Source organism: Flavobacterium sp. ARAG 55.4 (assembly GCF_051846875.1).
Taxonomy (GTDB): Bacteria; Bacteroidota; Bacteroidia; order Flavobacteriales; family Flavobacteriaceae; genus Flavobacterium; species Flavobacterium plantiphilum.
The window spans coordinates 1-25,382 of record NZ_JBPYCT010000002.1; the positions used below are offsets into that span (position 1 = coordinate 1).

Here is a 25,382-nt window from a genome sequence, read left to right on the forward strand (position 1 = left end):
TTCCACAAAACGGCAAATTGCAGCGAATCTTTCTTAAAATAATCCCTTAATCCTTTAGGACCTATACCCATTGCCTTAGCAATGCTGCTTTTGGTTTGGGCTTGCTGTATAATGTGGTAATGGATAAAATTCCCTATTGGAGGGTATTGTACGGCTGGGGTTGGTTTCGTGTTATCAGACATAAGGCGCTATTTTTTAGAGGAATAGTGTCAAATATAAGCAAAATTAACATAGCATTTTAGTTTAATAGTACCTAAAAACTCCTCATAGCAAACTTAAAACATCTCTTTTAGTACTTAAAAAGTACTTGTATCCTACTTAAAAACTCCTTTTAACTACTAAAAAAGTAGCTATAACAAACCTAAAAACTCCCTTTAAGCACTTAAAAATACCCTATAACAAACCTAAAAACTACTTTAAGACACTAAAAAAGTACCTATAACGAACCTAAACAGTTCTTTTTAGGCATAAAAAAAGCCCCATTTGTTCAATGGGACTGGAAATGATCCTTAGCAGCTTAACGAACCACCCCGCCTTGCAGGCACCCCTCCTGAGGAGGGGAAGTCGCGTAATTTCCCCTCCTTTGGAGAGCTTATCCCTATTTTATTTCGGGAGGTGCCCAGAGGGCGGGGTGGCTTTTCTAGGTATGGAAACCAGCCCAGTTTAATAGCATTAATTTTTAATTTTATGCCGCTGGAGGTGCCGGAGGTGCTGTAACCGGATCACTGGAACTTTTAGTTGCAAAACGAGTCTTGAGTTTATCGACAATGCTGTCGGCACCCTGTACTCCGGCATCGGCGGCAGTCCCAAAGGATTTATACAGGCTAAGTGCTGTATTATAGGCTTCGCTACCCGCCAGCATTTTAGTATCCTCAATGCGTTCGCACAATTGGTTCGCTAATCCCGAGATTTCGTCCATTTGAGCAAACAGCGTCAGGTCGTTTTGCATAGTAGGCACCGAAATATAACCGGGAACCAGTGTAGCATTGTTTACCGCAGCACTAAGAGCATCTTCGGCAAAGGCTTTGTTGTTGACATCAATGGCGTTTAAGGACTTTCTTTCGTCAGCAGTAAGCCCCACCAGAAAAGGCAGGTTGGTTAAAATGGTTTGAAAAGCAGCTTTTACTGCTGTTAATTGCGCTGCCGTAGCCGTCGTGTTTACACGGTTGTTCAATAAATTTGACATAAAATAATGGTTTAACGGTTGATAATTAATAAGATTATACTCCCAAAGCTAAACTATTATTCTTTTGGTTTGCAGTTTGTTAGTTCTTTTTTTAATTTTATTATAAGTGATCAATTACGGATAGGGTTTTGGATAATTAGTTTTGTCAATAGCGTCTGGCTTTAGCCAGATGATTTGAATTATTAAAACAGAAAAGGCTTTAGCCAAAATCTAAATCAAGATTTGGCTAAAGCCTTTTCTGTTTTAATTTGTAAACGGGCTAAAGCCCGTTCTGATACTTTTAAGATTGATTAATAAAAAGATTCATGTTTTAAAAATCTGAAATGACTGACTATGAATCTGTTATAATTGAATATTTAAAAATAATCTGGATAATCCGTTCCAATTGACACTTTTAAGATTGATCAATAAAAAGATTCGTGTTTTAAAACTCTGAAAGAGCTGACTATAAATCTGTTGTAATTGAATATTTAAAAATAATCTGGATAATCGGTTACAATCCGTCCCGATAGATCAGGATTGTGTGTCATCCTCAATAATTCGGACAATTAGAAAATTTTAAGCAAAAACCTCTTTTAAAACCTCTAATGATTTTGGTCTTTTAAAACCATCGAGATGATATGCGTAGTAGTCAATCAGAATTTTCAAAAGGATCTGTCTTTCGATCACATGAAACACTTTTTGATTGTTATCCAATTTCAAAGCAATGAGTTTTTTGAGTAATTGGGTTTCGTGTTCGCTCAGAGAACCTAGAGCATGAAAGGGCGTAAAAACGCCTTCGTTCATTTCGAAGAAAGGCATATCCATATCGGAAGTATCAGGATAAAAACCAAAATACTTGGTCATTTCGAGCATTAAAATCAGATGAAAATTAGCCATATCATCATGTTCGTCCAGCCAATGCAAGGCCGCTTCCAGAAACTCAAAAAGGGATTCGTTTTTTTCCTCTTCATGTATCGAATGATGCAAAATTTCAGAAAGAAACAACACAATGGTACTCTTGTAAATATCGGAATGTATCGACTGGAAAGGCGCTGCAATTTTAATTTCTTTAAAATGCTCCAGAGTGCCTTTGTTCTTGTGTGTGGCTTCGATTTCCAGAATGGTCATCGGTTGAAAATAAGCCATTTTCTGATTGCTCTTTCTATTCGAAAAAGCATCCCGCACAAAGTATGATTTCAATCCGTGCGACAACGTAAAGCACTTTACAATCAGGCTTTTTTCCTGGTATTTTAAAGCCGAAATAACAATTGCTCTGGTTTTAATTTGCATGGATTTTGATTTTTTGCGAAGATAGTTAAAAGTCCTTAGCTTTATAAAAAAGTCCCTAGTCCTTAGTAGTTAGTCCTTAGCAAAACACTAAAGAACTAACTAAAACTAAGCACTAAGGACTAAAAACTAAACTACTCCCTGCGCCAGCATGGCATCGGCTACTTTTACGAATCCGGCAATATTAGCCCCTTTTACATAATCTACATACCCATCAGCATCGGCACCATATTTCACACAGGCCGCGTGAATATTAAGCATTATCCCTTTGAGTTTTTCATCCACTTCCTCGGCAGTCCAACTCAGTCTAAGGGAATTTTGCGACATTTCTAAACCGGAAGTCGCTACTCCACCGGCATTAGAAGCTTTTCCGGGAGAAAATAATATTTTGGCTTTATGAAAAACGGCAATCGCTTCAGGTGTAGAAGGCATATTAGCCCCTTCGGTCACACAAATACATCCGCCGTCAACTAATTTCTGAGCACTTTGAGCATCCAATTCGTTTTGTGTGGCACACGGCAAGGCAACATCACAGGGCTGCTGCCATGATTTTTCCCCTTCACGGTAAACGGCATTAGGATATTTGTTTACATAATCACTAATTCGGGTACGCAGCTCGTTTTTCAAATACATGATATGTGCTAATTTTTCGGCATCAATTCCATCAGCATCATAAATATAGCCGCCCGAATCTGACATTGTAATCACTTTAGCACCTAACTCAGAGGCTTTTTCCACCGCATATTGTGCAACATTTCCGGATCCGGAAACAGCCACGGTCTTATTCTTTAAGTCATCCCCCTTTGTAGCTAACATACTTTGGGCAAAATAGACTACCCCATATCCTGTAGCTTCAGGACGGATTAAAGAACCTCCAAAAGAAATTCCTTTTCCGGTTAAGACTCCGGTAAATTCATTTCTGATTTTTTTATACTGCCCGAATAAATACCCCACTTCTCTGGCTCCTACTCCAATATCACCAGCGGGAACATCGGTATCAGGACCAATATGCTTGCATAATTCGGTCATGAAAGCCTGACAAAAACGCATTACTTCGATATCTGATTTCCCTTTTGGGTCAAAATCAGAACCTCCTTTTCCTCCGCCCATAGGCAAAGTAGTCAGACTGTTTTTAAAAGTTTGTTCAAAAGCTAAAAACTTCAAAACGCTTAAATTTACCGTAGGATGAAACCGAAGCCCCCCTTTGTAAGGTCCAATAGCCGAATTCATCTGAATACGATAGCCACGGTTTACCTGAGCTTGTCCTTTGTCATCAATCCAGGCCACCCGGAAAATAACAATTCTGTCGGCCTCCACCATGCGCTCTAAAAGCATTTTGTTTTGGTATTTTTTATTCTCTTCTATAAAAGGAAGCACCGTTTCGGCAACCTCTGATACGGCCTGTAAAAATTCCGGTTCGTTAGGATTTTTTAGCGAAACCTCATTTATAAAATCTGTAAATATCTTTGACATAGGTATGTTTAATTATGAATTTAAAAAAAATTACTCCTCTTACAAATATACATTTTATGAAGAAATTCTATTTAAAATAAACTTAATTAAAAAGAGAAATATAAAAATAAAACGGCATTCCTGACCACTCATTTTTGCTGATCTTTTAGATGCTATTTAAGCCGTTGGATGTGATTAGTTTTTGATGATAATTTTTCGTCAGTTCGAGTAATTTTCGATAAAAATTGTATCGAGGACAAGAAATATTATTGTCAAAAACACTCGAATTGACGTTTTTGATAATTACACCTAACGGGTATGCTATTTAGTTCGTTATTATTGCAATAGATAAATTATGTTTTTTATATCTTTGTCCAAACCCGAAAAGTTTTAAAATGCTCAGAAATAATTTGCTAAGCTTATTAACTCTTATTATTTTGCTAGGAATTTCCGGTGAAATAAATGCGCAATTTGGTTTTTCGCATGAGGTTGGAGTTATTGCGGGGCCTGTTGCTTTTCAGTCTGATTACGGAGAGCGGCATGATTTGAGTACCAATGCCGGAAATACCGGATTAGGAATAGGAATTATTCATTATCTGAACTTTTCATACACCGCAGAATGTAACTGTTACAGTCCCGAGACGTATTTTAACGATCACTTCAAGTTAAGAACGGAGCTCTCATACAATAAAACCGAATTCAAGCATTTTGGCGAATGGGTAAGCCCTGACCGGACGTCGCTTCAGGCAGACCAATTACGGGCCATGGAAGGCAACAGTGCAGTGACTAATCTGGGAATGCAGTTAGAATATTTTCCGTTAAGCATTCGTGATTTCACCGCAAGGATAGGAAGTCTTGGTCCTTTTGTGAGCCTCGGCGCTCAGTTTAGCTATTACAATACCGAAGCAACATCTTCTTTAGGACCATTAGGCACACCATTAACCACATATCCTAAATACCTGACGCCATATGACGGACGTCAATATGGTTTTTCAACCGAAAGCGGCAGTGTATGGTCTATTGTTTCCAGTGTAGGTACGCGATACAAGCTGGCACCGCTGAGTGATTTAATGGTTGATTTACGGTTTCAGTATTATTTTTCGGATTGGGTTGACGGCTTAAACCCGAATAAGGATCTTTATAAAGAAAACAAAGCCAACGACTGGCTCGTATGGTTTAATGTGGGCTATATTTATTACTTACAATAAAACAGTAACACTAATTTTTGATTTTTATATTTAGTTAAAAACTGTTATCTTTCAATCCGGGACTTTTTTAGAAAAGTTCAACCCTTTATTTGAGATCCGGATTAAAAAAATTAAAATGAAATATACTTTATTCTTTCTGTTGCTTTTTATATGTATTAGTTGTTCCAAAGAATTGGATTTTGAAAATCAGTCTTTTGAAAAAACAACCTCTGTAGACTGTACTGAAAAGTGTCCGAATATAAAAATTGATATTCCGGTGGCTGAAAATGCAGCGACTGTTTCAGACAGCATTAACAATACCGTTTTTAAAACGGTAAAATCTATTGTTGACTTTGGAGACAAACCTAATGAATCCAAAAATTATGAAGAATTAGCCCAATCCTTCATTCAGAACTATGAAAAAATAAAAAGAGATTTTCCCAGAGATCATTTTGGATGGGAAGCTAAAATTGAAGGAGAAGTAAAATACAGATCGGAAAACATCTTAAGCATTACCATCAATCATTACACGTTTACCGGAGGAGCTCATGGATATGCCGGATTGCGTTCTTTAATTTTTGATCCGAAAACAGGAAAAAAAATAACAAATGAAAAGTTATTTAAAAACTGGAATCTTTTTAAAGCGCTGGCTGAAACCAGATTCAGAGAAAAATATAAAATACCAAGAGACCAATCGATAAACAGTACCGGAATGTTTTTTGAAAATGATGTCTTTCAGGTAGCCCAAAATATTTTTTTTACAAACGAAGGGATTATTCTTCATTACAACCCGTATGAAATTGCCGCTTATGTGGATGGTTCCAGAGAGTTGCTTATCAAATATGAAGAAGCAAACGATTATCTGATAACGAAATAAAAAAAGAGCTTCCATTAGAAAGCTCTTTTATTTATACTTTATTTCGGTCATTATACTAATTTTCGAATAGCCATAATAACACCAATATGAATTCCTTCGTGGAAGTTATTGAAAGACATCGAATCAAAATTGTTTTTTAACACAAATCCTGTAGATGTTGGATACTCATTGAAGTTTTGGAACAAATTATTATCAATATCAATGGCTGTTTGTTCGATTGTTTTATGTAACAAAGACAAAATTTCATCTACTTCTTCCTGCGAAGCATCCTGCTCTGTTTTAGTTCCTTTTTTATATTTTTCTATCAATTCATCAGAAACCATTACCGGTAAACCTGCTAATTTATAAACCAGCACCTGTTGTGTAACGATAATATGCGCTACATTCCAAATCAAATTATTATTAAAGCCTGCCGGAACTTTGTTCAGTTGTTCTAAAGTATATCCCTGAATCAATTTAGAAACCATGTTTCTGCTTGTTTTAGTAATCTCTAAAAGTTCTTTCATTGTATTGAATTTGTAAATTTTGGCGTAAAAATAAACAATTAACGTTCTAAATGATTTTTCTTTGCATAAAGAAATTATAATTATGACTAATAAAATATACTATCTCGCTTCCTGCGATACTTGTCGAAAAATCATCAAATCATTACCTAAAGACAATAATCTTGCTTTTCACGACATCAAGCAAGACCCAATTACTGAGACAGAATTGGAAGAAATGTACCAGCTTTCGGGAAGTTATGAAGCGCTTTTTAGCAAAAAAGCCCAATTGTACAAATCGATGGGATTAAAAGATAAAAACTTAACCGAAGCCGATTTTAAAAAATACATTCTGGAACATTATACCTTCCTGAGCCGCCCGGTTTTTATTATTGATGGCAAAATTTACATTGGCAACAGTCAGCAAAACATCCTTCAGGTTATGAAAGCATTAGAAAAGTAACATTATAAATTAAATCGAATCTCTTACACCATTGACTGAAAACTGACTACTGCAAACTTTTCTTTATCTTTGACCACTTTTAGAAAATAATATGATACAATCCATGACCGGTTTTGGTAAAGCTACTTTGCAGTTACCAACCAAAAAAATAACAGTCGAAGTAAAATCTTTAAACAGTAAAGGACTAGACCTGAACGTCCGAATGCCATCGCTTTACCGCGAAATGGAATTGGGTTTACGTACGCAAATAGCTGCTGCACTAGAACGTGGAAAAGTAGATTTTTCTATTTATATCGAAAGCACTGCTGAGCAAACTTCAACGAAAGTCAATGTACCTATTGTAAAAGCCTATATCAATCAATTAAGAGAAGTATATGCTGATGCCGATGAAACCGAATTGATGAAAATGGCTGTTCGAATGCCCGACACCATGAAAGTGGAAAGAGAAGAAATTGACGAAAACGAGTGGACTCAGATAAAAGAAGTTATCAACGAAAGTTTGAATAATATTCTTTCTTTTAGAAAAGACGAAGGCCTATCGCTGGAAAAAGAATTTCAGTTGCGAATCAGTAATATTCGTCAATATATGAATGATGCTCTGGCACTTGATCCGGAACGTGTTCAAGCCATCAAAGACCGTTTGCAAACTGCCATTGATGAATTAAAAGTAAATGTCGACGAAAACCGTTTTGAACAGGAACTAATCTATTATTTAGAGAAATTAGACATCACTGAGGAAAAAGTGCGTTTGACCAATCATTTGGATTATTTCTTAGAAACCATCAAAGGAACAGAAGCCAATGGTAGAAAATTAGGTTTCATCACTCAGGAAATGGGACGCGAAATCAACACTATGGGTTCTAAATCCAATCATGCACAAATGCAGAAATTAGTTGTGATGATGAAAGACGAATTGGAAAAAATTAAAGAGCAAGTGCTTAATGTTTTATAAAGTAATTAGTAACTAGTGAATAGTAATTAGAGTTTGAAACCATTCACTAATTACTATTCACTAATCACTTATAATGATGAAAAAAGGAAAATTAATCGTATTCTCGGCGCCATCAGGTTCAGGAAAAACAACTATAGTAAGGCATTTATTAAAACAGGAAGACCTGAATTTAGAGTTTTCTATCTCGGCTGCAACACGCGCAGCCAGAGGCGAAGAAGTAAATGGTCAGGATTATTATTTTATCTCTTTAGACGAATTTAAAAACCACATTAAAAACGAGGATTTCGTGGAATGGGAAGAAGTGTACCGGGATAACTTTTACGGAACTTTAAAAAGCGAAGTAGAACGCATCTGGGCTTTGGGCAAAAATGTGATTTTTGATATTGATGTTGCTGGCGGATTGCGTATCAAACATAAATTTCCGGAAGAAACTTTAGCTGTTTTTGTAAAACCCCCAAGTGTGGACGAACTCAAAAGACGTTTGAAAGAACGCTCTACCGAAAGCGAAGACAAAATCAATATGCGTATTGCTAAAGCTCACGTCGAACTCGCCACTGCTCCACAATTTGATGTGATTATTAAAAATTATGATTTAGAAGTGGCTTTGGAAGAAGCGACTGAGTTGGTTAGGGATTTTGTTAATAAGTAGTCCTTAGTTATTAGTACCTAGTCCTTAGTATTAAGTAATAACCATGTGAAAATTAACCAAATTATGAGCGGAGTTAAATCATACAAAGAATTATTAATTTGGCAAAAGGGCATCAAAATTGTGGTTTTGATTTACAAACTCACAAACGATTTTCCAAAAGAAGAAATTTATGCTTTAACAAGTCAGTTAAAAAGAGCTTCCGTTTCTATCCCTTCAAATATTGCAGAAGGATTTGGACGACAAACAGATAAATCATTTAATCATTTTTTAAATATTGCCAGAGGTTCATTAAATGAAATAGAAACACAACTCATTATTTCAAAAGAATTAGATTTTGTAATTGATGATAATTTATTTAATGAAATTCTGTTTTTAATAGAAGAAGAAAGTAAAATGATAAATGCCTTCTCAAAAAACTTAAAAAACTAAGGACTAGGGACTAAAAAACTAAGTACTAAAAAAATGAAAATAGGATTGTATTTCGGCACTTTTAACCCCATTCATGTTGGACATCTCATCATTGCCAATCACATGGCTGAGCATTCTGACTTGGATCAGGTTTGGCTCGTGGTTACACCACACAATCCGTTGAAGAAAAAGAGCACTTTACTGGATGATTACCATCGTTTACAAATGGTTTATTTAGCTACCGAAGACTATCCAAAACTCAAACCTTCGGATATTGAATTTAAACTTCCGCAGCCTAATTATACAGTAAACACTTTGGTACATCTGGAAGAAAAATATCCAAATCATGAATTCTCATTAATCATGGGCGAAGACAATCTGAAATCATTGCATAAATGGAAAAATTACGAAGCCATTCTGGCACATCATGAAATTTATGTGTACCCGCGTATTTCTTCTGAAACCGAAAATTTGGAACTAAAAAACCATGCTAAAATTCACCTGATTGATGCTCCGGTTGTTGAAATTTCTTCAACTACTATCCGAAATAATATCAAATCAGCTAAAAACATACGCCCGCTATTATCTCCAAAAGTTTGGGAATATATCGATCATAATTTATTTTATAAAAAATAATTAGAATTTAATTAACGTATCATTTCGCCCACTCCGGGAAGCAATTTCTTATTTTTGATAAAAAAAGAAATCATGCTAAACTTCGAATTATACAATCCAACCAAACTGGTTTTTGGTAAAGGACAAATAGAAAAATTATCCGAATTAGTTCCGCAAGGTGCTAAAATATTACTGGCTTATGGCGGCGGAAGCATTTTTAAAAACGGAATTCACCAACAGGTAATCGATAACTTAAAAGGTTTCGAAATTGTTGAATTTGGTGGAATTGAACCCAATCCGCATTTTGAAACTTTGATGAAAGCCGTTGAAGTAATAAAAACAGAAAAAATCGATTTTATTCTGGCAGTAGGGGGTGGATCAGTAATTGATGGTGTAAAATTCATTTCGGCTGCCGTACATTTTGACGGAAATCCAATTGATATTTTACAAAAACATATTCTAATAAAAGAAAATGCAATGCCTTTTGGAACCATTCTAACCTTGCCGGCAACGGGAAGCGAAATGAATTCCGGATATGTGGTAACGATTCAAGCGACTCAGGAAAAACTGGCTTCCGGCGGAAGCGCTTTGTTTCCGCAATTCTCAATTTGTGATCCAACTGTAATTCAGTCTTTACCAAAAAGACAATTACAAAATGGTGTGGTGGATGCTTTTACACACGTCATGGAACAATATTTAACGTATCCGCACGAAGGTTATTTACAGGACAGGATTGCCGAAGGAATTTTGCAAACCTTAATCGAAGTAGGTCCTAAAGTGGTTGAAAATCCTGCCGATTATGCATTGGCTTCTAATTTTATGTGGTCTTGTACCATGGCTTTGAACGGATTAATCCAAAAAGGAGTTCCCAGTGATTGGGCAACGCACATGATTGGTCACGAATTAACGGCACTCTACGGAATCGATCATGCCAGAACATTAGCCATTATTGGACCAAATCTTTACAGGGTTTTATTCGAAACTAAAAAAGAAAAACTGGCGCAATACGGAAAACGTATTTTTAATTTATCGGGAACGGTGGACGAAATTGCAAACGAAGCCATCAATAAAACCGTTGCTTTTTTCCACACGATGGGAATGGACACCAGACTGTCACAATACACAGAGAATTACAGCAAAACTGCCGATTTTATTGTAAACAGATTTGATGAAAGAGGCTGGAAAGCAATGGGAGAAAGACAAAATATTACTCTGGAAAAGCTAAAAGAGATTGTAGAAATGAGTTATTAATTTTAGTAAATAAACTTTATTCTCAACAAAAAAGGCGTCTGTGAGTACTATTCTCAGACGCCTTTTTAAAATAACACCAAAACTAAATTAACTAATTCTAATAATTTAAAAAACACAAATTACTCATATATACTATTTTACAACGAAACCAACCTTCTTTTTATTGCATAGTATTTAAAAAAAATTGAAAATATTTGTTTTTACAGATCTGTGTCCAATTCAAAAAGAATAGTCTTGCTTCATTAGTACATTTTTAAGTACTTTTGGTTAAACTATAAAAAGATGAGTGAAAATATAAAGTTTGCAGTAATTGGTGGTGGGAGCTGGGCAACAGCCATTACAAAAATGCTCTGCGTCAATCTTTCTGAAGTTTCATGGTATATGCGAAATGAATCGGCTATTGAGCATATAAAAGCACACAAACACAACCCAAATTACATTAGTTCAGTAGAATTTGACACTAAAAAACTACTGCTTACTAATGACATAAATGAAGCTGTTTCTTATGCAGACTACCTTATTTTTGCAATTCCTTCCGCTTTTTTAGATACTGAACTGCAAAAGCTGACTGTTTCTCTAAAAAACAAAATTATTTTCTCAGCCATTAAAGGAATAGTTCCTGAAACCAGTTTGATTGTTGGGGAACATTTTCATTTTCAATACAACATCCCTTATTATAATATTGGTGTAATTACCGGTCCATGCCATGCCGAAGAAGTAGCATTAGAACGCTTATCGTATCTGACCATTGCTTGTGGTGACGAAAAAAAAGCAGAAAATGTTGCTAAAAATCTTGCTGGAAATTATATTAAAACTAAAATTACCGATGATATTATTGGTACCGAATATGCTGCGATGCTTAAAAACATTTATGCTATTGCAGCCGGAATTGCACATGGCTTAGGCTATGGCGATAACTTTCAATCGGTGTTGATGAGTAATGCGATTCGGGAAATGAAACAGTTCATCAAGAAAGTACACAAAATGAAGCGCAACATCAATGATTCGGCTTATCTGGGCGATTTATTGGTAACAGGTTATTCGGTTTTTTCAAGAAACAGAATGTTCGGAAACATGATTGGCAAAGGCTACACCGTAAAAAGTGCCATGATGGAAATGAGCATGGTTGCCGAAGGTTATTATGCTGCTAAAAGTGCGTACAAACTCAATCAGGGTTATGGTGCCAAAACACCTATTATTGACTCCGTTCATGAAATTTTGTACGAAGGTAAAAATGCTAAAGCCGTATTTAAAAAACTGGTGGATAAACTGGATTAATATCATTGCGAGTTCCGATAGCTATCGGAACGAAGCAATCACATGACGAGAGTAACCGCAAATTGCTTCACCTATTCGCTATCGCTCGGGTCGCAAATTATAATAAGTGAATTTGTGGTTATTATTATTTTAAGATAAAATTTATCGAACAATCACACCATCTACAAATAGAATCGGTACTTCTTCGGTATTGTTTTCGTTAATGAAATTGGCTTTAAAAATAAATTTCTTGTCGTATAAAGTGTTTCCAATAAAATAAGTCAGCATGAATTCATTATTCAACGCTAAAAGACTTTTTTCGACCATTTCGATTTTGACTACTGAAACAGCAGGAACTTCCACAAAAGCATGACGCAAAACAGAGGTTTTCTTCATTTCGCCATCAATAGTTCCAAAAGCTTTAGAAACCACCATCACACTTTCAATATTAAAATCGCTGTCGTTTACTAAATAAGCATACCAGACTTTCTCCATAAAATCATCGCTCCATTCCTGAACGGCAGCAATGAATACGTTTTCTACTTCGGGGATTGTGATGTCTTTTTTCATTTTTAAAAAAGAGTCCCTAGTACTTAGTACTCAGTCCTTAGCAATATTTTAAACTAATGACTAAGGACTACCAACTAAGGACTTATAAATTATATTATCGATTTAAATTGTTCTAAGAAACGTATGTCGTTTTCATAAAACATACGGATGTCTCCAATTTGGTACAACAACATGGCAATACGCTCTACTCCCATTCCAAATGCAAATCCGTTATATTCGTCAGGATTGATGCCACAGTTTTTCAAAACATTAGGATCTACCATTCCGCAACCACCAATTTCTAACCAACCGGTTCCTTTGGTAATTCTGTAATCAGTTTCCGTTTTTAGTCCCCAATAAATATCAATTTCGGCACTTGGCTCAGTAAATGGAAAATAAGAAGGACGCAAACGGATTTTTGATTTTCCAAACATCTCTTTGGTAAAATACAATAAGGTTTGTTTCAAATCAGCAAAAGAAACTTCTTTGTCAATGTATAATCCTTCCACCTGGTGAAAAATACAATGTGAACGCGATGAAACGGCTTCATTACGGAAAACACGTCCCGGAGAAATCGTTCTGATAGGCGGTTTATTGTTTTCCATATAACGCACCTGAACCGATGAAGTATGCGTACGCAACAAAGTATCAGGATTAGTCTGGATAAAAAACGTATCCTGCATATCACGTGCCGGATGGTATTCTGGCAAGTTCAATGCAGTGAAATTATGCCAGTCGTCTTCAATTTCCGGACCTTCGGAAACATTGAATCCAATAGTCGAGAAAATATCAATAATTTGGTTTTTTACAATAGAAATCGGATGACGGGAACCAATAGTTACCGGCTCAGCCGCACGGGTTAAATCGCCATAAATTCCTTTAGATTCTTCTTTGTTTTCTAAAGCTTCCTGGATTGATTTTACTTTTTCTTCTGCAGAAGTTTTCAGCAGGTTAATTACCTGTCCAAATTCTTTTTTTTGCTCATTAGGAACATTCTTAAATTCAGCAAAAAAGTCTTTTAAAATCCCTTTGCTTCCTAAAAATTTAATTCTGAATGCTTCTAATTCTGCTGTATCCTGTGTTGAAAAAGCTTGTGCTTCACCAATATATTCTTTAATCTTATCTATCATTTTCATCCAATAATTGAGAGTGCAAATTTAGTTTTTTTTAGTGAGTAGTAAAAAGTAATTAGTGATTAGTTATAAAAAACCCATGACTAATTACTACTCCCTCTTTACTAATTACTCAATGAGTTGCTTTTCTATAAAATAATTCACAATCGCTTCTTTCATTAAAACCGATTGTTCTCCTGCTTTCAAAGGGGGCAATTCTTCTTTTACTTTGTAATGCGGCCAGCCATCTTCATCAAAAAATTCGAATTCATAAAACCCATAAGGTTCTAACAAACGGCAAATGGCAATATGCATCAGGTTTAATTTTTCATCTTTTTTATATTCCCGATGAAATTTACCCAGTTCCTGAACACCAATCAGAAAAATAATAGCATCCAAATCTAAATCTTCGCCTTGCGAAAACTGATTAGAAAGCATATCGACGAGCCTTTCCCAGCGCTCTTTAAGTTGTGTATCTCTTGACATTTTGATTTCTGATTTTAGATTTTAGATTTTAGATTTTAGATTAAGAATTTTCAATCTAAAATCTAAAATTTTAATTCTAAGATTTTAGGGCAAAGATACCAACATAATTCTTTTATCTTTGCTCTTTATTCTTTTCTCTTTTTACTATGAGTTTTTTAGATATAATTTTGGGTGCTTTACTGGTTTTTGCTTTGTATAAGGGAACTATAAATGGTCTTTTTATAGAGTTAGCCTCTTTTCTCTCATTAATTTTAGGAGTTTATTTTGCTGTTAAATTTTCCGTTATTACTAAAGACCTAATATCAGAGCACGTACATTGGAATCCAAATACTATTCAGATTTTTGCTTTTCTTCTTACTTTTCTTCTGGTTGTAATTGCTATTCATTTCACTGCTAAAATACTTACCGGAATTGTAGATTTTGCTTTTCTGGGGTGGATGAACAAACTAGGCGGTGGATTATTTCGTGTTCTAAAAACGGTATTGCTTATTGGAATTATCTTTTCGATTTTCGAAAAAATAAATCACAACCATTTTTTTGCAAAACAGGAAACACTTGACAATTCCATTTTTTACAATCCTATTCAGAAAACCGCTGCTTTCCTGTATCCGTCTATTGCAAAATGGTATGGAGACCTTAAAAAGTAAGCCAGTTTCAAAACTCAGAAGGTATCTGTATCCTGGAATCTATAATCTTATTCCTATTTCACTTCCCGGATGGCATCACTGTCAATCCAGCCCTCGGTACCGTCCGTTAATTGAATTTTTTTCCAGTTGTCTACTTTTTCATTTACATATACTTTAGTTCCTTCATGTAAAACAACTACATTTGTTCCTTTATTTTGTGGTTCATTCTTAACTTCTGCCATTTCTGCGAAAACAATTGCCGGTTTTTCATTTTTAAAATGACTTTTTTCAAAAGCAGCCGATGAAATACTGATAATAACAAATACCAGCATTACAAACATTCCAAAGAAAAATAATCTTTTATTCAATGCTAAAGCTGAAAAATAATATCCTAAAAAACATCCTAGAAATAAAACAGCGAAAACAACCGAAATCCATGCCCAGGTATTGTAATGAAAATTACCGGTGAAATCACGAAGTAATTTTGCAAAACCTACTTTAGGCACTACTTTTATTTCATCTACAGTCCTTTTCTGAGCAAATCTTAAATTGTTGACAATATCTTTATCGTTAGGATTCAGGACTAATGCTTTTTCATAATTGTATATCGCAGGCGCTACTTTATTGAGTTTATAATAGCAATTGGCTAAATTAAAATACAATTCTGCCGATTGCTTTTTAGCGCTTAATTCAGAATTATAAGCGTCGATAGCCTGCTCATATTTGCCGCTTTTATACAAACTATTTCCTTTTTCAAAACCACTTTGGGCAAAGAAAACCTGGCTAACGAACAATAATAAGTAAAGTATGTTTTTCATTTTTAGTACTCTTTGTATCCTTTGTGTTTAATCTTTTTTAAGAAAGCTGTTTTTCAAGATCAGAAATTATCAGCACTGCTTTTTCATAATCTTTTTGAATACTTGCACTGGATGACGGCGCATATCTTGCTATTTCACAGTTTTCAGTAAGTGCAATAAACTCATTTATCGATACCGGATTTGCATTTTTAGACAATAAAATTTCCTTAATATTATCTTTACTCATTTCCGAGGTTTCAATATGCAATTTAGCTTTCAGGAAATTATGCATGGCTTTTTCAAGCGCCACATAAAAAGGTTCTTTGTTGTTGATTTGCTTTTTCGCTTCCGATAAATATTTCTTTGCCAGACGGTTGTTTCGCCTGATTCTGTTTCCTACAACATCGCTGTCAATGGCTTCTTTTTTCTTTTTAGCTAATACAATCACCGGTAATAAACCAAAAGGTATTAATAACAAACAATAAAACAAGCTTGAGCCAAAAAAATCTTTGTGATTAATCGCTTCCAATTTTGTTTTTAATTTGACATACTTAAATTGTTCCGTTGGGACTACCTGATTTTTTTGAACTCCGGCTGAAGCTGTAGCATCAGTAGGTGTTGGACCGTCAAGTACTTTAACAATAATCTCCTGAGAAGTAATCGTTTTATACTTGCCAGAATTTAAATCAAAATAAGAGAACTGCATCGGTTTTATAGGATATTCTCCTTTATACTGCGGAATAATTGTATAACTATCGGAGATTTTTCCGGTCATTCCTGAAAGAGGCGTATTTACCTGCTCATTATGAACGGCATCATACATTTCCAGCGCATTTGGCACAACCGGTTTTGGTAAATTAAACAGTTTTAAATTTCCTTTTCCGGCCACACTTACCACTAAATCCAGACTTTCTCCGTTTTTAAGTTCCGTTTTTGAAGGAATTACTTTAAAGTCAAAGCTTCCCACTGCCCCTGAAAAATCTTCCGGTTTTCCAGCTTCCGGTAATGCTTTTACACTGATGTTTCTGGCTCCGGCTGAAACCCTTTTGCTGTCTTCTTTCAGAAGCATCTGTCCAAAAATATTTCTTCGATTAGTAGGCAATTCTACATCAATATCTAATGAAAGTGGTTCAATAGCCAGCTTACCTGATTTTTGAGGATATAAAACGGTTTTTTTCAAAACCACATAACGAAATTTTTCTCCTTTAAACATTCCTTCTTCAGGAACTAACTCTTTGATATCAATATTCTGACTCCAGAAGTCATTATAGGTTGGTTTCCCTAATTCTCTCCAGTTTTTGATTCCAATATTATAACTAAAATACAATTTATAAACCACAGTAATCGGCTCATTGATATACGGATTTGTTTTAGAAACATCCGCTACCAGATATAAATTATTATCCGCGGAAAGACTGGTATCATTAGGATCTTTCGGTTGTTCAACCGCATTGGTAACATTTATCCTTACCGGATTAGTCTTATACACCTGCCCATTGTATTCTATGGTAGCCTGCTTAATTGTCAATGTGCCTTTTTGATTAGGCATTAAATAATAAGAATAGATTTTTTCAAACGAGCTTCTACCATTTACCCAGGATTGACTCACTTGCTGACTTGGACCTGCAATGACTCTGAATCCTTCAAAAGAAGGTTCATTAAAATTGTCACCATCAATATTCATCACAAAATCAATACGAAGTCTTTCGTTTAGACCCAGCGTGTTTTTGCTCACTTTAGCCTCAAACTGTACCTGAGCCCAAAGTCCCTGAAAACTTAACAGTAATACTACTAAATATCTTTTCATTAAATTGTTTAATTGTTTAACTGTTTATTCGTCTAATAGATTAACTGCTTTCTTGAAACAAATTAACGATTAAACGAATCAACTAAATTCTACCAATCTTTTTCTGTTTCAACCGGTTTTCCTTTTACTTTATTTGCGTTTACCTTATCCTGAATTTTCTTTTCTTCATTATTCACTGCATCTAAAAGATTTTGCAGACGATCTTTGGAAATTCCGCCCGGCTGTGGTTTTGGTGGCTGATTTTCATCCTTTTTATCCTTACCGTCTTTTTTATCCTGATTTTTTTTGTCCTGATCTTTCTTATTCTCGTCTTTTTTATCCTGATCTTTCTTGTCTTTGTCCTGATCTTTTTTGTCCTGATCCTTCTTGTCCTTATCTTTATCCTTGTCCTTGTTTTTATCTTTTTTATCCTTATTGTCTTTTGGAGGATTTTCTTTCAGCATTTTTTTTGCTAATGCAAAATTGTATCGGGTCTGCTCATCTGCAGGATTATTGCGAAGAGCATTTTTATAAGCTTCTACGGCTTCGGTATAATTCTTCTCTTTCATAAACACATTTCCTAAATTATGATACGCTTTGTGTTTCTGAACCCTTGATCTGGCATTTTTTAACGCTTTTGCGTAAGCATATTTAGCCTCCGAAGCCTGATTTTGTTTGTAAATAGCATTTCCCAAATTATACGGTGAAACGGATCTGTTAGGAAATTTAGAATTCGATATTCTATACTCTGCCTCCGCCTCAGCATATTTACTTTCACTGTAAGCCTCATTTGCTTTTGGTAATGCTTTGTCTTTTTCCTGCGCCAAAATGTTGCCCAAACCCACAAACAGCAGTGCAAAAAACGTAAATCCGTATTTTATAAAATTCTTCATTTTCATTTCTTTGTGTTCTCCCTTATCATTTAATTTAATCCTTCAAAGGAATTGACATTTATTTTTCCTCGTTAAATAAGTTTAACTTTTTAACCCAATTGGTTTTTTTCTCTAAAAGAAATATATCCAGAAACAACAGCACGAAAGCGAATCCTAAGAACCATTGAAACTGGGACTGAAAATCGGCCATTTGAGTCGATTCAAATTCCGTTTTCTGAATCGTATCTAATGTCTTTTTAATATATTCAACTACTTGTTTAGTATTATTTCCACTTACATAACCGCCTTTAGTTTCTTTTGCAATTAACTCTAAGCCGGGCTGATTTAGTTTAGTTACAACTACTTCGTCATTTCTGTCTCTTTGATAACTTTGTACTATGCCGTTTCTTTTTAACGGAATAGTTCCTCCTTTTTCGGTTCCTATTCCGATAGTAATAATTCGCATTCCCAGCTTATTCGCTTCCTCTGCAGCTGCCTGAGCACCTTCGGAATGATCTTCTCCATCAGAAATAAGAATTAACAGTTTAGACGTTTTACTTTTTTCATCAAAATAAGTTGCAGATAATCGTATAGCTTCGTCTAAAGATGTTCCCTTAGAAGAAACGATATCGGTATTCATGCTTTGTAAAAACATTTTTGCTACACCATAATCGGTCGTAATAGGTAAAACGGGAAAAGCGCTTCCCGCATAAGCTACGATACCGATGCGATCACTTCCCAACTGATTAATAATCTGAGAGACTACTTGTTTACTTTTTTCTAATCTATTAGGTGCCACATCTTCTGCAAGCATACTTTTAGAAACGTCCATTGCAAAAACAATATCGATACCTTCCCGTTTTACGGTTTCCAGCTTGGTTCCTATTTTAGGATTTACTAAGCCTAAAATTAAACCCAGTAATGCTAATGTAAGTAGTATTAATTTAAAAACCGGCTTAAAAACAGAATGTTCAGGACTTAGTTTTTTTATGATATCCAAATCACCAAATTCCTTTTGTTTTTTTCTTTTCCAGTACATATTCAACAGGAAAAGCAACACTACAAGAGGTAGTATAAAAAGTAAGTACAAATATATTTTTTCGTCTAATTCCATATTTCTTTAACCACAAAGGGCACTAAGTTTTGTCGCAAAGTACACTATATTAATTTCTCTTTATAAAGTTCCATTTATCAGTTCTAACAATTCTATTTTCAAAACTTATAGCTTTTAAAGCTTTGTATTCTCAGTGAATTCTTTATGAACTTTTAGCACTAAATAAAGCTTCTGTAAACTGTATTTCGTAATCCAAATTCAAGCAATATCAGAAAACCGGCTAACCACACGAAAGGCCTGTATTTTTCATCATAATCATAGAACTTCAATTCTTCAATTTCAGTAGTCTCCAGTTTATTGATTTCGTCATAAATCTCGGCTAGCTTGCTGTTACTGGTAGCTCTGAAATACTCCCCATCGGTTTTCTTAGCTATGCTTTTCATCAATCTTTCATCGATTTCAACTTTCATTCTTTGAAATAAAAACTGTCCGTTAGGACCCAGTGCATAAGGAAACTCAGCCATTCCATTGGTTCCGATTCCTATGGTGTATACTTTTATTCCGTATTGTTTTGCAATATCTGCAGCTGTTTCCGGTTCAATAAAACCGGCATTGTTAACACCATCTGTCAGCAAAATAATTACTTTACTCTTAGCTTTACTGTCTTTTAATCGGTTTACTGCCGTAGCCAATCCCATACCTATACCGGTTCCGTCTTTTAAAATATTATCATATTTGATACTTTCGATGGCCTGTGCTACAATAGCTTTGTCACTGGTTACCGGAGTTTTAGTATACGCTTCGGAGGCATATACCACTAATCCGATTCTGTCATTTGGCCGTTGATCAACAAAATTCTCCGCTACTCTTTTCAAAGCTTCCATCCGATTTGGTTTCAAATCTTTAGCAAGCATACTTCCTGAAACATCCACTGCCATTACAATGTCTATTCCTTTAGTTGTTTTTGTTCTGTTACTAATATCAACTGTTCTGGGTCTTGCCAGCGCAATTATTAAAGAACTTAATGCCAATAAACGAAGTACACTCAGATAGGGTTTTAATTTTGTCCATACTGAATAAGAGCCTTTAAAACCTTTTACAGAACTTACTTTTAAAGTTGCCGATTGTTGATTTCTTTTTAAAACCAACCAAATGATGGCTAATGGAATTAAAAGAAACAACCAAAAAAACTCCGGATTTAAAAAATTTATTTTTGCCATTATTTATCTCCTTGTTTTAATTCAACCGAGTTCAAAACCCGCTCTGAAATTTCATTTGCATATTTATCTCCTTCCTGATGCAGAATCAGAATTTGTTGTAATCCGCCTTCCTGACTGAACATCAAAACTTCATAATACACTCTCTCTTTCTCATTAGTAATCGGACTTACTCTGGAGAAAGTTCCATATGCTTTTAAACCTGTAATTCCTTCCTTAGTCTCGTAATCTTCCTGTTTCACTATCATATTTTGTGCACCCTGAGATTCCATAGCCTGCAAGGAACCGTCCATTGATTTTTTCAAATCGATTTGTCCTTCTTGTTTATACTTAAAAGTGGAAACCATTAAATAGAAATTATCAATCATACTTCCGTAAACAAATGATTGCATTTCTTTGATTAAAGCCATCCCTTCTTTCGGCAAAGCTTTAGACAAATCTGTTCTTACAAGAACTTTTGGAGTTTCAATTTTTACAGCCGGATTTCCATATTCACTTCTTACCCATTCTCCTTCCAGAAGTTCTTTTGAAGGATGCCCGATAAGATTATCTTTTACATAATCAAATCCTTTAGTAACCATCAGAAAAATAGTTGTTGCTGTCAATAAAAATAACACAATAGCGGCAGCTGTAATAATGCGTTGTTTTCTTTTCTTTTTTAACTGAAGTGCAATTTGTTTTTGCCTTTGTGCTTCATTTAACAAAACATCTTCTTCAGCAGGAACCTCAACAGGAATAGAACTGTCCAGGGTTAAAATTGCTTTTTGGATTTTATTTCTGTCTTCGGTTATTTCATATTCCAGCGGTTTTGATTTAGCAAATTTTACTAAATCGGCCTGTTTTAAAACTCTTTCCAGATTTTCAATTGTTTCGCCAGAAACCGTCATTTTCTTTTTGACAGAAGCCGCTTTTAAACCTGCTATCAGTTCCGAAGTTGTACTCTCCATGGCCGGAATTTCTATAGCTTCTTCAATATAATTTCGGGCAATATCAGTTAATTCGCTATAATATTCTTTTACTTCTCCTTTTTGCCAGAGTTCTTTCTTTTCTAAGTTATTCAACAGACTAGTAGCTTTTTCTATAGGTGTCTTATAAACTTCTTCTTCTATTTTTTTCTTTTGTTTATTCTTTAAAAACCAGTATATCCCTGCCCCGATTGCCAGAAATACAATTAAACCTAAAAGATATTTCCACCAGTCGCCTATAGTGTCAGCAGCAGGCTGAATATCTTTGATGTCATACATTTTTTGTTTTAAAGTATCCACCTCAACATTAGCCACCTCAACAGCTATGGAATCTGTTTGATAAGCTTTGCTATTAATAATTATTTTGATAGCAGGAATGACATAACGCCCTGAATCAAATTGTGTCAGTCCGTATTTTTTAATTAACTCATAGCGGTCATTATTTTTTACGGTATCAACAGGGTAAGACTGAATAACTTCTAAAGCACCAATATTTTTTAATTTGGGAAAAACAACTTTAGACAAAGTGTCTACCGAAGTTTTCACCGTTAATTTAAACTCGGCTCCAATTTTATTTTTTGTTGTATCAATACTTGTTTCTACTCTTTTTTGTTGTGCAAAAACTGTAGTAGAAAGAAGCAGAAGTAAGAAGAATATTTGTTTTTTCATGTTTATGAATCCTGTTAAAATCTGAAATCAAGAACCGCTATCGGGAAACTTTGCTCAAATTGACGAAATAAGCTTAATGCTGAAATTTTATCTCGATTTAAAATAACCTAACAATTTAGTTACGTAACTTTCGTCCACTCTGGTATTTACTACACCTGAACCTGATTTACTAAAGGTTTCTCTGAAATAATTTAATTGCTCCTGATAGTATTTCTCATAATCCATCCGGACAACTTTAGAGCCGGTATCTACGAGTTGTACTTCGCCTGATTCGGCATCCAGCATCGGAACCATTCCTATGTTTGGCATTTTTTGTTCTCTGATATCGTAGACTCTTATTCCTGTAAGATCATGTTTTTTAGCTGCAATTTTTAAGGTCTGCTCATAATCATCCGACATAAAATCAGAAATCATAAAAACAATAGCTTTCTTTTTTTGAGTACTCGACAAAAATTTCAATGCCTGAGCAATATCTGTTTTATGGCTTTTTGGTTCGAATTCTATCAGTTCACGAATGATACGCAAAACATGAGATCTTCCTTTTTTTGGCGGAATATACAATTCGATTTGGTCCGAAAATAAAATCAGCCCTATTTTATCGTTGTTTTGTGTAGCCGAAAAAGCCATCGTGGCAGCAATTTCTGTTACGATGTCTTTTTTAAATTGATTTTTAGAACCAAAACTCTCCGAACCCGAAATATCAACCATCAGCATCATGGTTAACTCGCGTTCTTCTTCAAAAACTTTTACATGTGCTTCATTATAACGTGCGGTAACGTTCCAGTCGATATTTCGAATATCATCTCCATATTGATACTGACGTACTTCGCTAAAAGTCATTCCACGCCCTTTGAAAGAAGTATGATATTCCCCTGAAAAGATATGATCACTCAGTCTTCGGGTTTTGATTTCTATTTTTCGTACTTTTTTTAAAAGCTCTTTTGTATCCATTTTTCTAGTAATTAGTAATTAGTGAATAGTGAATAGTAACGAACCAAGGCTAATTACTGTTCACTTATTACTATTCACTTTTACGGAACCTCTACTTCGTTTATAATCTTATTGATAATATCAACCGAAGTAATATTTTCTGCCTCAGCTTCATAAGTCACTCCTACTCTGTGACGTAAAACATCATGTACCACAGCACGAACATCTTCTGGAATTACATAACCACGACGTTTTATAAAAGCATAACATTTTGCCGCAGTAGCTAAATTAATACTTCCACGTGGCGAAGAGCCAAAACTGATTAATGGTTTCAGATCAGCTAGTTTATATTTTTCAGGATAACGGGTGGCGAAAATAATATCCAGAATATATTTTTCTATTTTTTCATCCATATAAACATCTCGTACAGCTTCCTGTGCACGTAAAATCTGCTCAATAGAAACTACCTGATTTACTTTCTCGTAACTTCCGCTTAAGTTTTGACGAATCACCAGTCGCTCTTCATCCATTTTAGGATAATCAATTACCGTTTTCAGCATAAAACGATCCACCTGTGCTTCGGGTAACTGATAAGTTCCCTCCTGCTCAATTGGGTTTTGCGTAGCTAAAACTAAAAATGGTTTTTCCAGTTTAAAAGTAGTATCTCCAATGGTAACCTGCTTTTCCTGCATAGCTTCTAACAAAGCCGATTGTACCTTAGCCGGAGCACGGTTGATCTCATCAGCAAGAACAAAATTAGCAAAAATGGGTCCTTTTTTGATAGAAAATTCATTTTGCTTAATATTATAAATCATTGTTCCTACTACGTCTGCAGGTAATAAATCCGGGGTAAACTGTATTCGGCTAAAAGAACCGTGAACCGCTTTAGAAAGCGTATTAATTGCTAAAGTTTTTGCCAGTCCGGGAACACCTTCAAGCAAGATATGTCCTTGTCCTAATAATCCAATCAATAATCGTTCAACCATTTGCTTTTGACCCACAATCACCTTGTTCATTTCCATAGTAAGAAGATCGATAAAAGCACTCTCTCTTTCTATTTTTTCATTGATTGCTCTGATGTCTAAAGTCGCTGTATTCTCTTCCATAAAATTATTTTTTATACCTTGAATTTAATGCCTTAGTTTTGAGAGTGCAAATTGAATTTTTTTTTACAGGAAAGATGTTAAAAAATGGTTAAAACTTCTGTCAATCCTGCAATTTTAAGGTCGAATTATGATACAATTTCCATAATTTTAAGAAGTCTAAGAATTATCCTTTCAAAACGAAAAAGAATAGATTTTTTTCTGAAAAATTAAAGCCGCAAATAGAATATAATCAACACAAATTAAAGACCTTAGCAAACGAATCAATAAAGAACAAAAAGAGCTTTTTTTAGCATTCGATTAAATAAACAGTTAAAAAAATATTCTCAATTTTATTAAAATTCGAAAATCATTTTCTTTCAAAAAACAAGCATACTGATTAAACATGAATAAAACAGCATTAATAACCGGTGCAACCAGTGGAATAGGAAAAGCAACCGCACAACTGTTAGCCCGGAATAATTACAACATTATACTTTGCGGAAGACGTGAAAACCGATTAAAGGAACTGGAAAAAGAACTTAGTCTTCATACTAAAGTCCACACTTTATCATTCGATGTCAGCAATAAAAAAGACGTTTTTGAAAAAATAAATTCCCTGCCGGATGCTTTTTCGAAAATTGATATTTTAATTAACAATGCCGGAAATGCTCACGGCTTGGATTCCATTCAGGATGGAAATATTGAGGACTGGGAAAACATGATTGATATTAATTTAAAAGGTCTTTTATATGTTTCCAAAGCAATAATCCCAAAAATGATTGCCCAACAATCAGGACATATAATTAATATAGGTTCCACAGCGGCAAAACAGGTTTATCCAAACGGAAATGTATATTGCGCCACAAAACATGCTGTTGATGCGCTTAATAAAGGAATGAAAATGGATTTGAATCCGTATGGAATTCGTGTAGGAGCGATTCATCCGGGACTTGTAGAAACCGAATTCAGTCAGGTTCGTTTTAAAGGTGATACTGAAAAAGCTGCCAATGTTTATAAAGGATTTACCCCTTTAAAACCTGAAGATATCGCAGATATTATCCATTTTGTCATATCAAGACCTTACTACGTAAACATCTCTGATTTAGTCGTCATGTGTACGGCACAAGGTTCGGCAACGATGATTCAAAGAGCCGAATAAGCATAAAAAAACAGCTCATTGATTTGA

Annotated in this window: 26 protein-coding genes and 1 pseudogene; 11 read left to right on the forward strand and 16 right to left on the reverse strand. The window is 34.9% G+C overall.

Features of this window, described 5'->3' with window-relative positions; translation table 11 throughout:
• The 4 genes and pseudogenes from ACSV4D_RS02195 to gdhA all read right to left on the reverse strand — a co-directional run.
• Window positions 1-182: pseudogene (locus ACSV4D_RS02195) on the reverse strand (hypothetical protein); the annotation flags it as partial.
• Between the two features lie 503 nt (window positions 183-685).
• The gene (locus ACSV4D_RS02200; RefSeq protein ID WP_439226964.1) at window positions 686-1,186 is read right to left on the reverse strand and encodes a hypothetical protein; all 501 of its coding nucleotides are present in this window, start codon (window positions 1,184-1,186) and stop codon (window positions 686-688) included.
• 558 nt (window positions 1,187-1,744) lie between these two features.
• On the reverse strand, window positions 1,745-2,458 hold the full coding sequence (gene recO, locus ACSV4D_RS02205; protein WP_439226965.1) for a DNA repair protein RecO: 714 nt from the start codon (window positions 2,456-2,458) through the stop codon (window positions 1,745-1,747).
• A 126-nt stretch (window positions 2,459-2,584) separates the two neighbouring features.
• Window positions 2,585-3,928 (reverse strand): NADP-specific glutamate dehydrogenase, encoded by a 1,344-nt coding sequence (gene gdhA, locus ACSV4D_RS02210; protein WP_439226966.1) that lies wholly within the window; start codon window positions 3,926-3,928, stop codon window positions 2,585-2,587.
• 374 nt (window positions 3,929-4,302) lie between these two features.
• On the opposite strand from gdhA, the gene ACSV4D_RS02215 reads away from it, so the two are divergent.
• Together ACSV4D_RS02215 and ACSV4D_RS02220 are read left to right on the forward strand one after the other, a co-directional pair.
• Complete coding sequence (locus ACSV4D_RS02215) at window positions 4,303-5,115, forward strand: THC0290_0291 family protein (protein ID WP_439226967.1); 813 nt, start codon at window positions 4,303-4,305, stop codon at window positions 5,113-5,115.
• A 115-nt stretch (window positions 5,116-5,230) separates the two neighbouring features.
• On the forward strand, window positions 5,231-5,971 hold the full coding sequence (locus ACSV4D_RS02220; RefSeq protein WP_439226968.1) for a DUF3298 and DUF4163 domain-containing protein: 741 nt from the start codon (window positions 5,231-5,233) through the stop codon (window positions 5,969-5,971).
• A 50-nt stretch (window positions 5,972-6,021) separates the two neighbouring features.
• On the opposite strand, the gene ACSV4D_RS02225 is transcribed toward ACSV4D_RS02220, so the two are convergent.
• Window positions 6,022-6,477, reverse strand: coding sequence for a DinB family protein (locus ACSV4D_RS02225; protein ID WP_408080059.1), 456 nt, complete (start codon window positions 6,475-6,477; stop codon window positions 6,022-6,024).
• Window positions 6,478-6,559: 82 nt separating this feature from the next.
• Between ACSV4D_RS02225 and ACSV4D_RS02230 the strand changes: the two genes are divergently transcribed.
• The 7 genes from ACSV4D_RS02230 to ACSV4D_RS02260 all read left to right on the forward strand — a co-directional run bounded on the left by ACSV4D_RS02230 (window position 6,560) and on the right by ACSV4D_RS02260 (window position 12,069).
• The gene (locus ACSV4D_RS02230) at window positions 6,560-6,916 is read left to right on the forward strand and encodes an arsenate reductase family protein (protein WP_408080061.1); all 357 of its coding nucleotides are present in this window, start codon (window positions 6,560-6,562) and stop codon (window positions 6,914-6,916) included.
• Between the two features lie 91 nt (window positions 6,917-7,007).
• Window positions 7,008-7,868, forward strand: a complete 861-nt coding sequence (locus ACSV4D_RS02235) for a YicC/YloC family endoribonuclease (RefSeq protein ID WP_408080063.1) — start codon at window positions 7,008-7,010, stop codon at window positions 7,866-7,868.
• 76 nt (window positions 7,869-7,944) lie between these two features.
• On the forward strand, window positions 7,945-8,517 hold the full coding sequence (gene gmk / locus ACSV4D_RS02240; RefSeq protein WP_439226969.1) for a guanylate kinase: 573 nt from the start codon (window positions 7,945-7,947) through the stop codon (window positions 8,515-8,517).
• 63 nt (window positions 8,518-8,580) lie between these two features.
• Entirely contained in the window at window positions 8,581-8,946 is a 366-nt protein-coding gene (locus ACSV4D_RS02245) for a four helix bundle protein (RefSeq protein ID WP_439226970.1), read from the forward strand.
• Between the two features lie 33 nt (window positions 8,947-8,979).
• Window positions 8,980-9,561: a nicotinate (nicotinamide) nucleotide adenylyltransferase gene (nadD, locus tag ACSV4D_RS02250; protein WP_408080069.1), complete on the forward strand. Its 582-nt coding sequence runs from the start codon at window positions 8,980-8,982 to the stop codon at window positions 9,559-9,561.
• Window positions 9,562-9,633: 72 nt separating this feature from the next.
• Window positions 9,634-10,791, forward strand: coding sequence for an iron-containing alcohol dehydrogenase (locus ACSV4D_RS02255; protein WP_439226971.1), 1,158 nt, complete (start codon window positions 9,634-9,636; stop codon window positions 10,789-10,791).
• 282 nt (window positions 10,792-11,073) lie between these two features.
• Window positions 11,074-12,069 carry an NAD(P)H-dependent glycerol-3-phosphate dehydrogenase gene (locus tag ACSV4D_RS02260; protein ID WP_408080073.1) on the forward strand — a complete coding sequence of 332 codons (996 nt, stop codon included), beginning with the start codon at window positions 11,074-11,076 and terminating at the stop codon, window positions 12,067-12,069.
• 141 nt (window positions 12,070-12,210) lie between these two features.
• Here ACSV4D_RS02260 and ACSV4D_RS02265 read toward each other — a convergent pair whose 3' ends face one another.
• From ACSV4D_RS02265 to ACSV4D_RS02275, 3 genes are all read right to left on the reverse strand, one after another.
• Window positions 12,211-12,618 carry a hypothetical protein gene (locus tag ACSV4D_RS02265; protein ID WP_439226972.1) on the reverse strand — a complete coding sequence of 136 codons (408 nt, stop codon included), beginning with the start codon at window positions 12,616-12,618 and terminating at the stop codon, window positions 12,211-12,213.
• A gap of 89 nt (window positions 12,619-12,707) precedes the next feature.
• Window positions 12,708-13,727 (reverse strand): phenylalanine--tRNA ligase subunit alpha, encoded by a 1,020-nt coding sequence (gene pheS, locus ACSV4D_RS02270; protein WP_439226973.1) that lies wholly within the window; start codon window positions 13,725-13,727, stop codon window positions 12,708-12,710.
• A 111-nt stretch (window positions 13,728-13,838) separates the two neighbouring features.
• Window positions 13,839-14,195, reverse strand: a complete 357-nt coding sequence (locus tag ACSV4D_RS02275; RefSeq protein ID WP_439226974.1) for a hypothetical protein — start codon at window positions 14,193-14,195, stop codon at window positions 13,839-13,841.
• Window positions 14,196-14,341: 146 nt separating this feature from the next.
• On the opposite strand from ACSV4D_RS02275, the gene ACSV4D_RS02280 reads away from it, so the two are divergent.
• On the forward strand, window positions 14,342-14,842 hold the full coding sequence (locus ACSV4D_RS02280; RefSeq protein WP_439226975.1) for a CvpA family protein: 501 nt from the start codon (window positions 14,342-14,344) through the stop codon (window positions 14,840-14,842).
• Between the two features lie 53 nt (window positions 14,843-14,895).
• Here the strand turns inward: ACSV4D_RS02280 and ACSV4D_RS02285 are convergent, their stop codons facing one another.
• The 8 genes from ACSV4D_RS02285 to ACSV4D_RS02320 all read right to left on the reverse strand — a co-directional run bounded on the left by ACSV4D_RS02285 (window position 14,896) and on the right by ACSV4D_RS02320 (window position 24,217).
• Complete coding sequence (locus ACSV4D_RS02285) at window positions 14,896-15,639, reverse strand: tetratricopeptide repeat protein (RefSeq protein ID WP_439226976.1); 744 nt, start codon at window positions 15,637-15,639, stop codon at window positions 14,896-14,898.
• 37 nt (window positions 15,640-15,676) lie between these two features.
• Window positions 15,677-17,425 (reverse strand): BatD family protein, encoded by a 1,749-nt coding sequence (locus tag ACSV4D_RS02290; RefSeq protein WP_439226977.1) that lies wholly within the window; start codon window positions 17,423-17,425, stop codon window positions 15,677-15,679.
• An 89-nt stretch (window positions 17,426-17,514) separates the two neighbouring features.
• Complete coding sequence (locus tag ACSV4D_RS02295) at window positions 17,515-18,297, reverse strand: tetratricopeptide repeat protein (RefSeq protein WP_439226978.1); 783 nt, start codon at window positions 18,295-18,297, stop codon at window positions 17,515-17,517.
• Between the two features lie 58 nt (window positions 18,298-18,355).
• The gene (locus ACSV4D_RS02300) at window positions 18,356-19,390 is read right to left on the reverse strand and encodes a VWA domain-containing protein (protein WP_439226979.1); all 1,035 of its coding nucleotides are present in this window, start codon (window positions 19,388-19,390) and stop codon (window positions 18,356-18,358) included.
• A gap of 158 nt (window positions 19,391-19,548) precedes the next feature.
• The gene (locus tag ACSV4D_RS02305) at window positions 19,549-20,550 is read right to left on the reverse strand and encodes a vWA domain-containing protein (RefSeq protein ID WP_439226980.1); all 1,002 of its coding nucleotides are present in this window, start codon (window positions 20,548-20,550) and stop codon (window positions 19,549-19,551) included.
• On the reverse strand, window positions 20,550-22,181 hold the full coding sequence (locus ACSV4D_RS02310) for a hypothetical protein (RefSeq protein WP_439226981.1): 1,632 nt from the start codon (window positions 22,179-22,181) through the stop codon (window positions 20,550-20,552). Before ACSV4D_RS02310 ends, ACSV4D_RS02305 begins: the two co-directional genes overlap by 1 nt.
• 87 nt (window positions 22,182-22,268) lie before the next feature.
• Window positions 22,269-23,132: a DUF58 domain-containing protein gene (locus ACSV4D_RS02315; RefSeq protein ID WP_439226982.1), complete on the reverse strand. Its 864-nt coding sequence runs from the start codon at window positions 23,130-23,132 to the stop codon at window positions 22,269-22,271.
• A gap of 80 nt (window positions 23,133-23,212) precedes the next feature.
• Window positions 23,213-24,217, reverse strand: coding sequence for an AAA family ATPase (locus tag ACSV4D_RS02320; protein ID WP_408080097.1), 1,005 nt, complete (start codon window positions 24,215-24,217; stop codon window positions 23,213-23,215).
• A 382-nt stretch (window positions 24,218-24,599) separates the two neighbouring features.
• On the opposite strand from ACSV4D_RS02320, the gene ACSV4D_RS02325 reads away from it, so the two are divergent.
• The gene (locus ACSV4D_RS02325) at window positions 24,600-25,355 is read left to right on the forward strand and encodes an SDR family NAD(P)-dependent oxidoreductase (protein WP_439226983.1); all 756 of its coding nucleotides are present in this window, start codon (window positions 24,600-24,602) and stop codon (window positions 25,353-25,355) included.
• Window positions 25,356-25,382: the final 27 nt, after the last annotated feature.

Bases quoted from the DNA above. Each gene is read 5' to 3' on its own strand.
- ACSV4D_RS02200 (WP_439226964.1), bottom strand. From the start codon at position 1,186: ATGTCAAATTTATTGAACAACCGTGTAAACACGACGGCTACGGCAGCG.
- recO (WP_439226965.1), bottom strand. From the start codon at position 2,458: ATGCAAATTAAAACCAGAGCAATTGTTATTTCGGCTTTAAAATACCAG.
- gdhA (WP_439226966.1), bottom strand. From the start codon at position 3,928: ATGTCAAAGATATTTACAGATTTTATAAATGAGGTTTCGCTAAAAAAT.
- ACSV4D_RS02215 (WP_439226967.1), top strand. From the start codon at position 4,303: ATGCTCAGAAATAATTTGCTAAGCTTATTAACTCTTATTATTTTGCTA.
- ACSV4D_RS02220 (WP_439226968.1), top strand. From the start codon at position 5,231: ATGAAATATACTTTATTCTTTCTGTTGCTTTTTATATGTATTAGTTGT.
- ACSV4D_RS02225 (WP_408080059.1), bottom strand. From the start codon at position 6,477: ATGAAAGAACTTTTAGAGATTACTAAAACAAGCAGAAACATGGTTTCT.
- ACSV4D_RS02230 (WP_408080061.1), top strand. From the start codon at position 6,560: ATGACTAATAAAATATACTATCTCGCTTCCTGCGATACTTGTCGAAAA.
- ACSV4D_RS02235 (WP_408080063.1), top strand. From the start codon at position 7,008: ATGATACAATCCATGACCGGTTTTGGTAAAGCTACTTTGCAGTTACCA.
- gmk (WP_439226969.1), top strand. From the start codon at position 7,945: ATGAAAAAAGGAAAATTAATCGTATTCTCGGCGCCATCAGGTTCAGGA.
- ACSV4D_RS02245 (WP_439226970.1), top strand. From the start codon at position 8,581: ATGAGCGGAGTTAAATCATACAAAGAATTATTAATTTGGCAAAAGGGC.
- nadD (WP_408080069.1), top strand. From the start codon at position 8,980: ATGAAAATAGGATTGTATTTCGGCACTTTTAACCCCATTCATGTTGGA.
- ACSV4D_RS02255 (WP_439226971.1), top strand. From the start codon at position 9,634: ATGCTAAACTTCGAATTATACAATCCAACCAAACTGGTTTTTGGTAAA.
- ACSV4D_RS02260 (WP_408080073.1), top strand. From the start codon at position 11,074: ATGAGTGAAAATATAAAGTTTGCAGTAATTGGTGGTGGGAGCTGGGCA.
- ACSV4D_RS02265 (WP_439226972.1), bottom strand. From the start codon at position 12,618: ATGAAAAAAGACATCACAATCCCCGAAGTAGAAAACGTATTCATTGCT.
- pheS (WP_439226973.1), bottom strand. From the start codon at position 13,727: ATGATAGATAAGATTAAAGAATATATTGGTGAAGCACAAGCTTTTTCA.
- ACSV4D_RS02275 (WP_439226974.1), bottom strand. From the start codon at position 14,195: ATGTCAAGAGATACACAACTTAAAGAGCGCTGGGAAAGGCTCGTCGAT.
- ACSV4D_RS02280 (WP_439226975.1), top strand. From the start codon at position 14,342: ATGAGTTTTTTAGATATAATTTTGGGTGCTTTACTGGTTTTTGCTTTG.
- ACSV4D_RS02285 (WP_439226976.1), bottom strand. From the start codon at position 15,639: ATGAAAAACATACTTTACTTATTATTGTTCGTTAGCCAGGTTTTCTTT.
- ACSV4D_RS02290 (WP_439226977.1), bottom strand. From the start codon at position 17,425: ATGAAAAGATATTTAGTAGTATTACTGTTAAGTTTTCAGGGACTTTGG.
- ACSV4D_RS02295 (WP_439226978.1), bottom strand. From the start codon at position 18,297: ATGAAGAATTTTATAAAATACGGATTTACGTTTTTTGCACTGCTGTTT.
- ACSV4D_RS02300 (WP_439226979.1), bottom strand. From the start codon at position 19,390: ATGGAATTAGACGAAAAAATATATTTGTACTTACTTTTTATACTACCT.
- ACSV4D_RS02305 (WP_439226980.1), bottom strand. From the start codon at position 20,550: ATGGCAAAAATAAATTTTTTAAATCCGGAGTTTTTTTGGTTGTTTCTT.
- ACSV4D_RS02310 (WP_439226981.1), bottom strand. From the start codon at position 22,181: ATGAAAAAACAAATATTCTTCTTACTTCTGCTTCTTTCTACTACAGTT.
- ACSV4D_RS02315 (WP_439226982.1), bottom strand. From the start codon at position 23,132: ATGGATACAAAAGAGCTTTTAAAAAAAGTACGAAAAATAGAAATCAAA.
- ACSV4D_RS02320 (WP_408080097.1), bottom strand. From the start codon at position 24,217: ATGGAAGAGAATACAGCGACTTTAGACATCAGAGCAATCAATGAAAAA.
- ACSV4D_RS02325 (WP_439226983.1), top strand. From the start codon at position 24,600: ATGAATAAAACAGCATTAATAACCGGTGCAACCAGTGGAATAGGAAAA.